Here is a 12,653-nt window from a genome sequence, read left to right as displayed (position 1 = left end):
GTGATTCCCTTTCTACTTCTCGCCGCGCCCGTTGAGGTTCTCGATCACCTTCAGCAGGGCCGAGTGATCCAGCGATCCGTAGCCCTGGGCGCGTGCGGCCGCGATCAGCGAGGCCACCAGGGCCGAGGTCGGCAGCGCGACATCCGCCTGCCGGGCCGCGTCGGCGACGATGCCCATATCCTTGTGGTGCAGGTCGATTCGGAAGCCGGGCGCGAATTCGCGCGCGACCATCGAGGAGCGTTTGAGCTCGAGGATGCGGCTGCCCGCCAGCCCGCCGGCGAGCACGTCCAGACCCTTAGCCGCGTCGACGCCGAGCGCCTCCATGAGCACGATCGCCTCGGCGACCAGGGCGTAGGTGCCGCCGACCACCAGCTGGTTGGCCGCCTTCACCACCTGTCCCGCGCCGTGCGGGCCGACATGGATGTAGGTCTTGCCGACCGCCTCGAAAATCGGTGTGGCCGAGGCGAAGTCGAATGCCGTGCCGCCGACCATGATGGACAGCACACCCTGTTCGGCGCCGGCCTGCCCGCCCGAGACCGGCGCGTCCAGCACGCGGAATCCGGCCGTGCCGCCCGCGTCGGCGATGGCGACCGAACTCTCGGGGCGGATCGTGGAGAAGTCGATCAGCAGCGCGCCCCGCGACGCATGCGCGAAGACGCCGTCCGCGCCGAGTACCACCTCCTCGACCTGAGGATGGTTGGGCAGCATGGTGATCACGATCTCGGCGTCGGTCACCGCCTCGGCGATGCTCCCGGCCGCGCGGCCGCCGTCGGCCTCGAGCCGTTGGTAGGCCTCGGTGTTGAGGGTGTGGCCGACCACCTCGTGTCCGGCCTGCACCAGGTGACCGGCCATGGGCGAGCCCATGATGCCGAGTCCGATGAATCCGATCCTGGTCATGGGGTGACTCCTTGTCGCGTGGGCAGCCAGGTGAAGCTGTCGGCGCTGGCTCCGGAGGGGACGTATTCGGCGGCGACGTAGCCGCGATAACCGGCCGCGCCGATCTTGTCGACGTAGCCGAAGAGGTCGAGTTCGCCGGTGCCGGGTTCGTGACGGCCGGGCGCGTCGGCGATCTGGACGTGGGCGATGCGGTCGCCGTAGCGCGCGATGACCCGGTCCAGGTCGTCGCCGTTGACCGTCAGGTGGTAGAGATCGGCGAGCAGGCCGAGATTCGCCGCCCCCTGCGCGGCGCGCACCCGATCGAGCATGCCGACGACATCCTCGGCGGTCCGCAGCGGATAGGCCGCTATGCCGCTGACCGGTTCCAGCAGCACCGTGCCGTCGATCTCGGCGATCGCGCGCGCGGCGAGCCCGAGGTTGCGCAGCGCCACCGCATCCTGCTGATCGGGCGCCGCGCCCTCGATTCGGTTGCCGTACAAGGCATTGAAGGCCCGGCAGCCCAGCCGCTCGCCGATCCGCACGGCCCAGCCGACGCTGTCGGCGAACTCCTGTTCGCGCCCCGGCCACGACACGACGCCGCGGTCGCCGCGCGGCATATCACCGGCGAACAGGTTCAGGCCGATCAGGCGCACCCCGGCCCGCTCGACGGCCGCCACGAAGGCGTCGACCTCGGCGGTATCGGGAGTGGCGGTGGCGAACGGCCACCAGAACTCCACGGCCTCGAATCCGGCCGCGCGGGCCGCGGCGGGGCGTTCGGGCAGGGGGAGTTCGGTGAACAGGATGGACAGGTTCACCGCGTAGGGGAGGGGTTCTCGTGTCATGCGGTCTCTTCTCTCGATGCCGCGAATTCCGCAATACGGAATCTATCTTCCGTCATTCGACGGTAGCGGCATCCGGATGTGGCGGTCAACACTTTTCGGGAAACTCGGCGAACTCCCGCCGATCCGTTGACAGCGCGTTGTGGCCGCTCCTACATTCGATCAATCGGAATTCGATTTCCGCATCGTAGAAGTCTTCGGAGGTGTGACGGTGACGGAGCCGCCCACGATCGCCCGGATCAATCAACTCTCGCCCCCCGCCTGGCGGGCGAGTCTGAAAGACGTTGTGGGCGTGACGGATTGGATCGAGACGGTGTATGCGGCCCGGCCGTATGCGAGCCGTGACACCCTGCTGGAGCTGGCCGAGCGAGCGGCGCTCGCATTGCCGGAGGCGCAGATCCGCGCCGCACTGGCCGAGCACCCCCGCATCGGCGCGGCGACCGCACCCGGCTCCCAGACCGCCCGCGAACAGTCCGGTGTCGACGCCGCCGATGCCGCACTGGCCGAGCGGCTGATCGCGGGCAACCTCGCCTACGAGGCGAAATTCGATCACATCTATCTGGTGTGCGCCGCGGGTCGCGGCGGGCGCGAGCTGCTCGCCGATCTGACGGCCCGGCTGGACAACGATCCGGCCGCCGAAATCCTGGTCACCCGAAGGGAACTCGCCGCGATCGCCCGAAAGCGGCTGGAACGGATGGTTACTCCATGACGCGTAGCGCGATCACCACCCATGTGCTCGACACCGCCGCCGGACGTCCCGCGCGCGGGGTTCCGGTGCGCCTCGAGGCTCGCGACGACTCCGGTTGGCGCGCACTGGATTCCGGGCATACCGACGACGACGGCCGGATCGGCACACTCGGCCCGGACCGGGTCGAGGCCGGTGACTACCGCCTGATCTTCGACGCCGCGACGTATTACGGCGATCGCGACCGATTCTTTCCCGAGGTGACCGTGACCTTCACCGTCACCGATCCGCGGCAGCACCACCATGTGCCGCTGCTGTTGTCCCCGTTCGCCATGTCCACCTATCGAGGGAGCTGAACTTCCATGGCTATCCAGCTCGGGCCGAACCAGTACGGCAAGGCCGAAAACCGTCTCGTGCGGGTATTCCGCGACTCCGCGCGGCATACCATTCGCGATCTCAACGTCTCCACCTCGCTGCGCGGGCGGTTCACCGAGGCGCATACCACCGGTGACCAGCGCGATATCCTGCCCACCGACACCCAGAAGAATACGGTCTTCGCCTTCGCCAAGGAGAAGGGCGTCGAGGCCGTCGAGGACTTCGGTCTCACCCTCGCCGATCACTTCATCGCCCGCTGCCCGGGCGCGGACGGCGCGCGTATCGAGATCGACGAATACGCCTGGGACCGTATCCCGGTCGACGGTCTAGGCCACGACCATTCGTTCGTGCGGAGCGGCGGGGGAGTGCGCACCACCGTCATCAACGTCGACGGCGTCGGCCCGGACCGGCGCGCGCATGTGGTCACGGGCATCAAGGATCTGGTGCTGCTGAAGACGACCAGTTCGGAGTTCCACGGTTTCTTCAAGGATCGATACACCACGCTCGAGGAGACCACGGATCGGATCATGGCCACTTCGCTGGTGGCCCGGTGGCGCTACAACCATACGGATGTCGACTGGGACAAGTCCTTCGATTCGATTCGCTCGATCCTGTTGCGGCAGTTCGCCGCCGTACATTCCTACGCGCTGCAGCAGACGCTCTACAGCATGGGCCGCGCGGTGCTCGAACAGCACACCGAGGTCGCCGAGATCCGCTTCTCCGCGCCCAATAAGCATCACTTCCGCTACGACCTCGACCGCTTCGGCGTCGAGAATCCGGGCGAGGTGTTCATCGCCGCGGACCGGCCCTACGGGCTGATCGAGGCGACCGTCGAGCGCGACGACGCCACCGATCCGGGTGCCGCCTGGCACGGGATCCCCGCCTTTTGCTGATCGAGAAGGAGGCGCGGCAATGGAGCCGCAACGACATCCGGTCGATACCGTCCCGCCGCCCTGGCAGCTGCTCGCGGGCGGACTGCAGCACATCGCGGCCATGGTGGCGGGAGTCGTCGCCCCGCCGTTGATCATCGGGGCCGCGGTCGGTCTCGGGGGGCGGGATCAGGCCCTGCTCATCACCGCCAGCCTGTTCAGCGCGGGTCTGGCGACCCTGCTGCAGGCGTTGGGGTGGTGGCGATTCGGGGCGCGGCTGCCGCTGATCAACGGGGCCTCCTTCGCCGCGGTCGCGCCGGTGCTGGCCATCGTGAAGAGTTCGGTTCCCGGCGCCGCCCTGCCCACGGTGTACGGTGCGGCGCTGTTCGTGGGTATGACTCCGACGGTGGCGCCGGGGTTCTACGCGGGCATGCCGGAGCTGGTGGTGACCATCATGGGATCGGGGATCAGCGCCGGATGTGTCACGGCGATCGTGCTGAATCAGGTCTTCCACCTGCGCGCTCGGCGGGCGGTCGCTACGTGAGGTTCGGCGTTGCTGCGATGATGGTGGGCATACCGACCCACGAAGGAAGGATCGCCGTGACCGAATCGCGTGCCCGAGCGGGCGGGGTACAGTCCGTCGATCGTGCCTTCGAGTTGCTGGAGCTGATGGCCGACGCCGGGGGCGAGGCGACGCTGTCGCATCTGGCCGAATCCTCCGGCCTGCCGCAGCCGACCATCCACCGACTGCTACGCACCCTCATCGCCGGGGGTTATATCCGCCAGCAGCCGTCGCGCCGATATGCCTTGGGCCCCAGGCTTATTCGTCTCGGCGAAACCGCCAGCCGAGTACTCGGCGCCTCGGCCCGCCCACATCTCACCCGGCTGCGCGACCTCACCGGCGAGACCTCCAATATGGCCGTCCTCGACGGCGATCAGGTCGTCTACGTCGCCCAGGTCCCCTCCCCCCACGCCATGCGCATGTTCACCGAGGTGGGCCAGCGCGTCGACCTGCACTGCACGGCCGTCGGCAAGGCGGTCCTGGCCACCATCCCCATCGACGAAACCGCCCGCATCCTGTCCCGAATCACCATGAGCCCCCGCACCACCCACACCATCACCGACTCCGCCACCATGCGCACCGAAATCGACCGCATCCGCATCCAGGGATACGCGGTCGACGACGGCGAACAGGAAATCGGCGTCCGCTGTTTCGCGGTGGCCATCCCGAATGCCCCCACCCGCGCGGCGATTTCGATCAGCGGCCCGCAGGCGCGGGTATCGGGGTTGGATATGGACAAGATCATCCCGCTGTTGCAGGAGACAGCCGCGAGCATCGGGCGGGATCTGGTGGCCCGAGGGTGAGTCGTCAGAATGCGAGCTCGGTCCAGGGGATTCGGATCGGGAACGGGTACCCGAAGGTTATGCCATCGGTCGCTGCGGAGGCCCATTCTCCGGCGACGACGTAGTTCGCCGGACGCAGCGGTGTTACACCGTCAGATATTCGGCCATGGCCGGTCTCCAGAACCCACGCGCGGACGACGGTGATACGTCGTGGTCCCTTTCCGAGCAGAACCTCCCAGTACCAAGGGATCCCGGCGCTTGCGTACTTCGCTTTCTTCGCCTCGACGTCACGGTCAGTATTCGACGGCGATAGAACTTCACCCGCGACATATACATCGGCGGCACGAATGTCTTGATACTCCTGCTCGAGGCAGCGGTAGACGAGGAAGTCGGGCGTCACGTAGTCCGACTTACCATTGGAACCGAAGAAGACATTTGTCTCGATGCTGACTCGCCAGCAGTGCTCGAGGTTATGCGACATGTCTTCTCGGGAGCAGCGATACAGAGCGTTCCAAAGTCGCACGGTGAAGTCCTGATGTTCTGCTGGCCCGCGCCGAACCCAGACGACGCGTCCCTCCCACAGCTCGATCTGGCCCGCGATCTCCTCGGGTAACTGCTCGAGCTCCTCCCAGGTCATGTACTCGGGGAGGTCCGGCTGCTCGACGCGTGGAGTCGACATAGCGCCATGCTATCCCCTGGTCGGGGACCTGACTTTCGCCGCGCCCGCCGCCGGGGTGTTCGCGGTGCTGACGGACCCGAGGAGTCATGCTGGGATCGACGGCACCGGCTGGCTCACGGGGGAGGAGAAGGGCGACGGTTGTCTGGAGTCTGGCCGCTGGATCCGGCGTTATGATCTTGCGTCGCCGACTACCGAAGTCGTTCCACGGATCCCGGTTTCGGGCCGACGGTGCGGATCTTGTCGGGGACCACGCGTATGACGATGCGGACCTTGTCGGCCGTTTCGGGGCGGAACGGTGAGCCGGTGTACTCCTGCGCGAGCGAGTTGATCAGCTCGCGTCCACCCTGTTCGGTCAGCTCCGCGCGGCCGCGCACCTCGACGTAGTCGCCCTCGGCCTCGACCAGGATGCTGACCTGGGGATTCGCCACCAGATTGGTGTACTTGCGGCGGTCCTTCAGAGTGGAGAAGTAGACCGCGTCCTCGTCGGCGCGCACCCACACCAGGCTGGTCTGCGGGGTACCGTCCGGTTCGATCGTGGCGACGACGCCGTAATGCGGTGCGGCGAACAGTCTTCGGACCTTGTCTGGCAGCATGGCGACATCCTATGGCAAGGCCTGGAGCGCTCACCATGGCCGTTCCCGGGCGAGTCAGTTCGGGGAGTCGCCGGATTGCCCTGGGGCGCCCGGGAATTGGGCAGCGCCGCCCGGCTGGCCCGGAGCGCCACCCTGGCCGCCGCTCCCGAACTGGCCGCCACCACCCTGGCCGCCGCCACCGAACTGGCCGCCACCACCGAACTGGTCGCCACCACCACCCTGGCCGCCGCCACCGAGTCGCCCTGGGCCGCCGCGACGGCCCCCGCCGGTACCCTCGGTGATCGCCGTGGCGGTGGCGGTGTTGTTCGACTCCGTGGCCCGAATGCTCACGGTGTCACCGACTTTCGCGGCCGGATCGCCCGTCGTCGTGGTGGTGATGGCGTAGGTCTGGGTGAACTCATCGGCGCTCTTGGCGGTGATGGAGTCGGCGGATACGGCGGTGACCGTGCCGGTTTGGGTCAGTTCGGTGAGATAGCCGCCGGTGCCGTCGGGGACGACGAAGCTGCTGTGCAGGGCGCCGGGCATGCCGCCCCCGGCTCCGCCGCGGCCCATCGCACCGCCCGGGCCGTTCATTCCCATGCTCGATCCCCGCTCGCCACCGGAATGCCCGGAGGCGGCATAGACGATGCCCCCGCCCGCCGCGGCGATCACCACCGCGACGCCGACGGCCGCGAGGATCTTGCGAGCCGACCATTTCGTCGGCTCGGGTTGCGGTGCGCCCCAAGGTTGTTGGGCGCTGGACGGCTGCTGGACGGGGGGCGTCATGGGAGGGCTCCTTCGGCGAATCTCGGACCGGCTGCCGGTCGTTCGCTCTACGGTCGGTCACGAACGTGGGCCCCCGCTGTGCCCCGAATCAGCGTTGGCTGTGCGGACCGGCCGAGACTGGGAATTGCTCGAGATCCCGAGCCTCGACCGCCACCCGGACCTCCTCGGCCACGAGATCGGCGTTGATCTGAGCGCCCGCGAACGCTCCCGCCGCCGCGGCCGCACCCACCTGAGCCGACGGGTCGGTCACATTACCGGCGGCCCAGACCTCCGGAATCTCGGTCCGACCGGTCGGACCGACCGCGATGAATTCGCCCGCGCCACTGGGATGTTCGCTCGGGCGCAGGCCCAGCGACACCAGGAATCCGGCGCGCGCGGTCATGCGCGGCGGGACCGCGAGCGCCTCGACGGCGATGACACCGCCGTCGGTCAGGCGCACGCCCGTCAGCCGATCCTCGCTCACGACAACCGATTCCACCTCGCCCTCGACCACGCGGATGCCCCGCGCGGCGAGCTGCCCGGCCTGTTCGACGGTCAGCGGCGTGGTCCGCGGGAAGTAGACGATATCGGTGCTCAACTGCCGAAACAGCTGCGCCACATGCACTGTCATCGCCCCGTTGCCCAGGACGCCGATGATTCGATCGCGCACCTCCCAGCCGTGGCAGTACGGGCAGTGCACCACATCGCGGCCCCAGCGCTCGCGCAGGCCCGCGATCTGTGGCAACTCGTCGACCAGACCCGTGGTCACCAGCAGCCGCCGCGCGCGCACCGTCCGGTCGTCGGCCAGCCGCACGACGAATCCGGTGCCGCCGCGCGCGATCTCGACCACCTCGCCGTCCAGCACGCGGCCGCCGTACGATTCCACCTCGGCCCGTCCCGTCGCGAGCAGCTCACCCGGCGGCACGCCGTCGCGGGCGAACAATCCGTGCACGCCCTCGGCCGGGGCATTGCGCGGCGCCCCGGAGTCGATCACCAGCACCGAGCGGCGCATCCGGGCCAGCATCAGCGCCCCGTTCAGACCCGCCGCGCCGCCGCCGATCACCACCACGTCGTAGTCGTCGTTCCTATGTCCGGTCATATGACCACCTCCTCGTTCCGACCATGCCGACGAGCCGGTCGGATCGGCAAGGAATCTTGCCGAAGTGGCAAACTGGAATCATGGACGATTTCGATCGGGCGCTCGACGCGGTGGGTCCACGGCTGCGCGAGCTGCGTCGCCGCCGCCGGACCACGCTGGCCGAGCTGTCCGCGGCGACCGGTATCTCGGTGAGCACGCTCTCCCGCCTCGAATCCGGTGCTCGGCGGCCCACGCTGGAACAGCTGCTGCCGCTGGCCCGGGCGCACGGCGTCACCCTCGACGAGCTGGTCGACGCCCCCGAGACCGGCGACCCGCGGGTTCATCTGCGCCCGGTCACCCAATCGGGCATGACCATGGTGCCGCTGACCCGGCGGGCCGGGGGCATTCAGGCGTTCAAGATGGTGATCGGGCCGGGGGACCGTCGCCGCGAACCGGATCCGCGGACCCATGAGGGATATGAATGGCTGTATGTCCTCAACGGGCGGCTGCGGGTGGTGCTCGGCGAACACGATTTCATGATGGTGCCCGGCGAGGCGGCCGAATTCGACACCCGTGTCCCGCACTGGTTCGGCGCGGCCGACGACGAGCCGGTCGAATTCCTGAGCCTGTTCGGCAAGCAGGGCGAACGCGCTCATCTGCGGGCCGCGCCGAAGGCCCGGCGATGATCTCCCAGCAAACGCACAGCGGGGGCCCAGGTCGCACCTACAGCTGGTGGGCACGCTGGGTGAGGTGATTTCTACACTGTCCGAACCGGCCGTCGTGCCGGCCGCGCCGCCCGTGCGGCGCGATCGCCGCGTCTGGTCGCTCGCCGCGCTGCTGATCGCGACGGCGGTGCTGTATCTGTGGGATCTGGGCGCCAGCGGCTGGGCCAACCAGTTCTATGCGGCCGCCGTCCAGGCCGGGTCGACGAGCTGGAAGGCGATGCTGTTCGGGTCCAGCGATGCGGCGAATGCGATCACGGTGGACAAGACGCCGGGCGCGCTGTGGGTGATGGACCTCTCCGCGCGGCTGTTCGGCTTCGGATCCTGGAGTCTGCTGGTTCCGCAGGCGCTCGAGGGCGTCGCGGCCGTGGGCATGCTCTATGCGACCGTGCGGCGGGTGAGCGGGCACGGGGCGGGGCTGCTCGCCGGAGCGGTGCTGGCGCTGACTCCGGTGGCGGCCTTGATGTTTCGCTACGATAACCCCGATTCGCTACTGGTCCTGCTGCTGACCGCCGCCGCCTACTGCGTGGTGCGTGCGATCGAGAAGGACGCCGCCGCATGGTGGTTGCCGCTGGCCGGGGTGGCGATCGGATTCGGCTTCCTGGCGAAGATGATGCAGGCGTTTCTGGTACTGCCCGCCTTCGCGCTGGTGTATCTGCTTGCGGCACACGGCCCCTGGCGGACTCGCCTGCTGCGTTCGCTGAGCGCGGTGCTGGCCGTGGTGGTTTCGGCGGGTTGGTATCTGGCCCTGGTGGCGCTGTGGCCCGCGGATTCCCGGCCCTATATCGGGGGTTCGCAGCACAACAGCATTCTCGAATTGGCCCTGGGCTACAACGGGTTCGGGCGGATCACCGGCAATGAGACCGGCGGGCTGGGCAATACCGACTTCGATGCCGGATGGGCTCGGCTGTTCGGCGATCAGATGGGCGGGCAGATCGCCTGGCTACTTCCGGCGGCGCTGGTCCTGGGCGTGGCCGGGCTGTGGGCGGTGCGTCGCGCACCGCGCACGGATGCGCCGCGGGCGGCGCTGACGCTGTGGCTGGTCTGGTTGGGTGTCACGGGTGTGGTGTTCAGCTTCGCCGGTGGCATTCTGCACCCGTACTACACCGTCGCGCTCGCCCCCGCGATCGGCGGTTTGATCGGCATCGGCGCGGCGCTGATGTGGCGGCGGCGCAGCGATATTCGCGCGGCGACGGTGTTGTCGGGGGCGCTGGTGCTGACGGTGGCGCTGGCGTGGGTGCTGCTGCGGCGGACGCCCGAGTGGCTGCCGTGGCTGGCGCCGGTGATCGCGATCGCCGGGGTGGTCGTGGCGATCTTGTTGATCGCCGTGGGTCGTACGCCCCGCCGGGTGGCCGCGGCGATAATGGCTGCCGCCGTGGTGACGGGCCTGGCCGCGCCGACCGCCTATTCCCTTGCCACCGTGGGGAACTCACACGCCGGTGCGGTTCCCAGCGCCGGTCCGCCAGGGGCCGGGTGGGGGCATATGCGTCCGGGTAAACCGGGCGCGCACGGTGCGGGCGGGCCGGGCGGAGCCCTGTGGGGTGGCCGGAATCCGGGTGGCAATGGAGGCCCGGGCCGAGGTGGCGGGAATACCCATGGCGGCAACGGTAGCCCGAGCCAAGGTGGCGGGAATGCCGGTGGTGGCAACGGTTCCCCGGGCGGCTGGGGTGGGATGGGTGGTCCGCTCGGCGGGCTGTTCGGGTCGGCTGCGCCGGGCGCGAATATCGTTGCGGCGCTGGAGGACAACGCCGGTGCGTACACCTGGGCGGCCGCCACGACGGGGTCGAACAGTGCCGCCACGTATCAGCTCGCCACCCGGCTTCCGGTCATGGCGATCGGTGGATACAACGGCACCGATCCCGCGCCCACGCTGGAGCAGTTCGAATCGCTTGTGGCACAGCACAAGATCCACTACTTCATCGGCGGGCAGATGATGGGCGGGCGGCGGGGTGAATCCTCCGGCGGAAGCGACGAGGCGCAGAAGATCTCCGCATGGGTTCAATCGAAGTATCAGGCCCGCACGATCGACGGCGTCACCGTTTACGATCTGGGGTGATGGAGCGGATGACGGGATTCGAACCCGCGACCCTCACCTTGGCAAGGTGATGCGCTACCAACTGCGCTACATCCGCATTTCCGCTGTTCGGCGGCGAGAAGAAACAATAGCCGATATCCGCCGAAAACAGCGAATCGCCTGGTCCTCGGGGGTTACGGTCGCGGTCGGCGACCTGGCCCGTCAGCCGACCGGCTGCGGCGTCAGCGCGACCAATTGCGCCAGGCGCGCATGGGATTCGAGACGGGCATCGCGGTCGTAGGTGCTGGTGTGCACGAGGATCTCATCGGCCGCGGTGCGGGCGATGAGATCCTCGAGCGCCTCGGCGACCGCGTCCTCGGTGCCGTGGATATGGCCGCGCAGTGATTCGTCGAACAGGGCGCGTTCCCGCGCGGTCATCTGTTCGGGGTGAATGTCGCGCGGCGGCAGCAGGACCGGGAATTCGCCGTGGGTGCGGGAATAGGTGGCGGCCCACGCCTCGGGCAGCAGCAGTCGCCGTGCCCGTGCCTCGGTATCGGCGATGAGCACCGTCGAGGACACCATCACATACGGCCGCTCACCCCACGGCGTGGGCCGGAACTCCGCGCGGTACCGCTCGATCGCCTCGACCATCGCGTCCCGGCCGCGCACGGCCGCGATGACCAGCGGCAGACCGAACTCCGCGGCCCGCTGTGTCGCACCGGAGCCGGTCGCCAGCAGATACGCCGGAATCCGCAGGCCCTCGGTGGGCCAGGCGTGCACGCCGCCGCGGCCGCGGGTCAGATAGTCGAGCAGCTCGGCCAGCTGGGCGTCGAATTCGTCGGCATCGTCGCGGTCGTGCCCGAGCGCGCGCCGCACCCCGCCGGTGAAGCCGACCGAGCGCCCCAGACCCATATCGATCCGCCCGGGGAACAGCGATTCCAGCACGCCGAACTGTTCGGCCACCACCAGCGGCTGATGATTGGGCAGCATGACCCCGCCCGTGCCCACCCGAATCCGGGTCGTGGCCGCGGCGACGGCGGCCGCCAGTACGGTCGGCGCGGATCCGGCCACGCCCGGCACGCTGTGATGTTCCGACACCCAGAACCGGTGATAGCCCCACCCCTGCGCCAATCGTGCGAATTCGACCGTTTCCCGCAGCGCCGCCGGGTGATCCTGCCCCTGCCGGACCCGGGACCGATCCAGGATCGAGAACCGAACAGCGCGCAACGAACTCATGCCTGAAATAACGCCGACGCCCGGTGAGCATTCCGCCGGTGCGCTCACCAGCGCAAACTGACAGAAACTTTCGTCTCAGTCGCCGACCGCGCCGGACATCCGGCGGGATCGTTGAGTATTGCTAAACGCTTGTGGCGTGACTGACCCTTGTTCTCTCGATGTATTCGGGTGGAAGATGCAGGTGGATGTGTACGCGGCAGTGCGGGGAGGCAACTCCGCAGCACGTCTGGCAATAAGTTTCAACACGCAACCTGCGCCCGGGGACGCGCAATGGCAACGGGAGGGCCAATGGTCGTGCTGTCCGCCGTGATCTCTGTGCTGCTCATTGCAGCGGTAAGCGTCGCGTGCTGGTGGTTGGCACACGTCGAGGAGTACGCCGACGATCTGGATCTGCCGTACCGGGTATGCGCCCGGTGCCTGCTGGACGGCATCGACCGTCCGGTGGTGGAGGATCTGTCGGCGCGGCTCACCTGCTGTGGGCATAGCACCAAGACATCGGAAGTCGTGGACTCGGCGCCCGCCGAACCCGCCTCGATCGCGCCGTTCCGCGGCGAGATTCCCGAGGTGTGGTCCTGGCACCCTGCGCAATGAACTTCTCC

General features: G+C 68.5%; 15 protein-coding genes and 1 tRNA gene. 8 read left to right on the top strand and 8 right to left on the bottom strand.

What is annotated here, in order from left to right; all coding sequences use genetic code 11:
* Nucleotides 1-12 precede the first annotated feature (12 nt).
* On the bottom strand, nucleotides 13-897 hold the full coding sequence (locus ACIA76_RS16820) for a 2-hydroxy-3-oxopropionate reductase (protein ID WP_397152711.1): 885 nt from the start codon (nucleotides 895-897) through the stop codon (nucleotides 13-15).
* Nucleotides 894-1,718, bottom strand: a complete 825-nt coding sequence (locus tag ACIA76_RS16815; RefSeq protein WP_397152710.1) for a hydroxypyruvate isomerase family protein — start codon at nucleotides 1,716-1,718, stop codon at nucleotides 894-896. Before ACIA76_RS16815 ends, ACIA76_RS16820 begins: the two co-directional genes overlap by 4 nt.
* A 208-nt stretch (nucleotides 1,719-1,926) precedes the next feature.
* Here ACIA76_RS16815 and uraD point away from each other — a divergent pair, with 208 nt between their 5' ends.
* From uraD to ACIA76_RS16790, 5 genes are read left to right on the top strand one after another with little or no spacing between them, the layout of a single operon-like run.
* Nucleotides 1,927-2,424, top strand: a complete 498-nt coding sequence (gene uraD, locus ACIA76_RS16810; protein ID WP_397152709.1) for a 2-oxo-4-hydroxy-4-carboxy-5-ureidoimidazoline decarboxylase — start codon at nucleotides 1,927-1,929, stop codon at nucleotides 2,422-2,424.
* Entirely contained in the window at nucleotides 2,421-2,756 is a 336-nt protein-coding gene (gene uraH / locus ACIA76_RS16805; RefSeq protein ID WP_397152708.1) for a hydroxyisourate hydrolase, read from the top strand. Before uraD ends, uraH begins: the two co-directional genes overlap by 4 nt.
* A 6-nt stretch (nucleotides 2,757-2,762) precedes the next feature.
* Nucleotides 2,763-3,668 carry a factor-independent urate hydroxylase gene (gene pucL / locus ACIA76_RS16800; RefSeq protein ID WP_397152707.1) on the top strand — a complete coding sequence of 302 codons (906 nt, stop codon included), beginning with the start codon at nucleotides 2,763-2,765 and terminating at the stop codon, nucleotides 3,666-3,668.
* Between the two features lie 19 nt (nucleotides 3,669-3,687).
* The gene (locus ACIA76_RS16795) at nucleotides 3,688-4,188 is read left to right on the top strand and encodes a solute carrier family 23 protein (protein WP_397152706.1); all 501 of its coding nucleotides are present in this window, start codon (nucleotides 3,688-3,690) and stop codon (nucleotides 4,186-4,188) included.
* 56 nt (nucleotides 4,189-4,244) lie between these two features.
* Nucleotides 4,245-5,009, top strand: coding sequence for an IclR family transcriptional regulator (locus tag ACIA76_RS16790; RefSeq protein ID WP_397152705.1), 765 nt, complete (start codon nucleotides 4,245-4,247; stop codon nucleotides 5,007-5,009).
* Between the two features lie 4 nt (nucleotides 5,010-5,013).
* Here ACIA76_RS16790 and ACIA76_RS16785 read toward each other — a convergent pair whose 3' ends face one another.
* The 4 genes from ACIA76_RS16785 to ACIA76_RS16770 all read right to left on the bottom strand — a co-directional run bounded on the left by ACIA76_RS16785 (nucleotide 5,014) and on the right by ACIA76_RS16770 (nucleotide 8,103).
* On the bottom strand, nucleotides 5,014-5,667 hold the full coding sequence (locus ACIA76_RS16785; protein ID WP_397152704.1) for a Uma2 family endonuclease: 654 nt from the start codon (nucleotides 5,665-5,667) through the stop codon (nucleotides 5,014-5,016).
* Nucleotides 5,668-5,855: 188 nt separating this feature from the next.
* Nucleotides 5,856-6,260, bottom strand: a complete 405-nt coding sequence (locus tag ACIA76_RS16780; RefSeq protein WP_397152703.1) for a PPOX class F420-dependent oxidoreductase — start codon at nucleotides 6,258-6,260, stop codon at nucleotides 5,856-5,858.
* Nucleotides 6,261-6,314: 54 nt separating this feature from the next.
* Nucleotides 6,315-7,025 carry a hypothetical protein gene (locus ACIA76_RS16775; protein WP_397152702.1) on the bottom strand — a complete coding sequence of 237 codons (711 nt, stop codon included), beginning with the start codon at nucleotides 7,023-7,025 and terminating at the stop codon, nucleotides 6,315-6,317.
* A gap of 88 nt (nucleotides 7,026-7,113) precedes the next feature.
* On the bottom strand, nucleotides 7,114-8,103 hold the full coding sequence (locus tag ACIA76_RS16770; RefSeq protein WP_397152701.1) for an NAD(P)/FAD-dependent oxidoreductase: 990 nt from the start codon (nucleotides 8,101-8,103) through the stop codon (nucleotides 7,114-7,116).
* Nucleotides 8,104-8,183: 80 nt separating this feature from the next.
* Here ACIA76_RS16770 and ACIA76_RS16765 point away from each other — a divergent pair, with 80 nt between their 5' ends.
* Complete coding sequence (locus ACIA76_RS16765) at nucleotides 8,184-8,768, top strand: helix-turn-helix domain-containing protein (protein ID WP_397152700.1); 585 nt, start codon at nucleotides 8,184-8,186, stop codon at nucleotides 8,766-8,768.
* Nucleotides 8,769-8,832: 64 nt separating this feature from the next.
* The gene (locus ACIA76_RS16760; protein ID WP_397152699.1) at nucleotides 8,833-10,860 is read left to right on the top strand and encodes a glycosyltransferase family 39 protein; all 2,028 of its coding nucleotides are present in this window, start codon (nucleotides 8,833-8,835) and stop codon (nucleotides 10,858-10,860) included.
* On the opposite strand, the gene ACIA76_RS16755 is transcribed toward ACIA76_RS16760, so the two are convergent.
* Nucleotides 10,861-10,936 (bottom strand) — tRNA-Gly (locus ACIA76_RS16755).
* 104 nt (nucleotides 10,937-11,040) lie between these two features.
* Nucleotides 11,041-12,054 (bottom strand): LLM class flavin-dependent oxidoreductase, encoded by a 1,014-nt coding sequence (locus tag ACIA76_RS16750; protein ID WP_397152698.1) that lies wholly within the window; start codon nucleotides 12,052-12,054, stop codon nucleotides 11,041-11,043.
* A gap of 288 nt (nucleotides 12,055-12,342) precedes the next feature.
* Here ACIA76_RS16750 and ACIA76_RS16745 point away from each other — a divergent pair, with 288 nt between their 5' ends.
* The gene (locus ACIA76_RS16745) at nucleotides 12,343-12,645 is read left to right on the top strand and encodes a hypothetical protein (RefSeq protein WP_397152697.1); all 303 of its coding nucleotides are present in this window, start codon (nucleotides 12,343-12,345) and stop codon (nucleotides 12,643-12,645) included.
* Nucleotides 12,646-12,653: the final 8 nt, after the last annotated feature.

Source organism: Nocardia sp. NPDC051570 (genome assembly GCF_044454005.1).
GTDB lineage: Bacteria > Actinomycetota > Actinomycetes > Mycobacteriales > Mycobacteriaceae > Nocardia.
This window is presented reverse-complemented; position numbering and strand designations above follow the sequence as displayed.

What these genes read in the sequence shown, in the direction of transcription:
- ACIA76_RS16815 (WP_397152710.1), bottom strand. Translation starts at nt 1,718, where the DNA reads ATGACACGAGAACCCCTCCCCTACGCGGTGAACCTGTCCATCCTGTTC.
- ACIA76_RS16745 (WP_397152697.1), top strand. Translation starts at nt 12,343, where the DNA reads ATGGTCGTGCTGTCCGCCGTGATCTCTGTGCTGCTCATTGCAGCGGTA.
- ACIA76_RS16795 (WP_397152706.1), top strand. Translation starts at nt 3,688, where the DNA reads ATGGAGCCGCAACGACATCCGGTCGATACCGTCCCGCCGCCCTGGCAG.
- uraH (WP_397152708.1), top strand. Translation starts at nt 2,421, where the DNA reads ATGACGCGTAGCGCGATCACCACCCATGTGCTCGACACCGCCGCCGGA.
- ACIA76_RS16820 (WP_397152711.1), bottom strand. Translation starts at nt 897, where the DNA reads ATGACCAGGATCGGATTCATCGGACTCGGCATCATGGGCTCGCCCATG.
- ACIA76_RS16775 (WP_397152702.1), bottom strand. Translation starts at nt 7,025, where the DNA reads ATGACGCCCCCCGTCCAGCAGCCGTCCAGCGCCCAACAACCTTGGGGC.
- pucL (WP_397152707.1), top strand. Translation starts at nt 2,763, where the DNA reads ATGGCTATCCAGCTCGGGCCGAACCAGTACGGCAAGGCCGAAAACCGT.
- ACIA76_RS16780 (WP_397152703.1), bottom strand. Translation starts at nt 6,260, where the DNA reads ATGCTGCCAGACAAGGTCCGAAGACTGTTCGCCGCACCGCATTACGGC.
- ACIA76_RS16750 (WP_397152698.1), bottom strand. Translation starts at nt 12,054, where the DNA reads ATGAGTTCGTTGCGCGCTGTTCGGTTCTCGATCCTGGATCGGTCCCGG.
- ACIA76_RS16765 (WP_397152700.1), top strand. Translation starts at nt 8,184, where the DNA reads ATGGACGATTTCGATCGGGCGCTCGACGCGGTGGGTCCACGGCTGCGC.
- ACIA76_RS16770 (WP_397152701.1), bottom strand. Translation starts at nt 8,103, where the DNA reads ATGACCGGACATAGGAACGACGACTACGACGTGGTGGTGATCGGCGGC.
- ACIA76_RS16785 (WP_397152704.1), bottom strand. Translation starts at nt 5,667, where the DNA reads ATGTCGACTCCACGCGTCGAGCAGCCGGACCTCCCCGAGTACATGACC.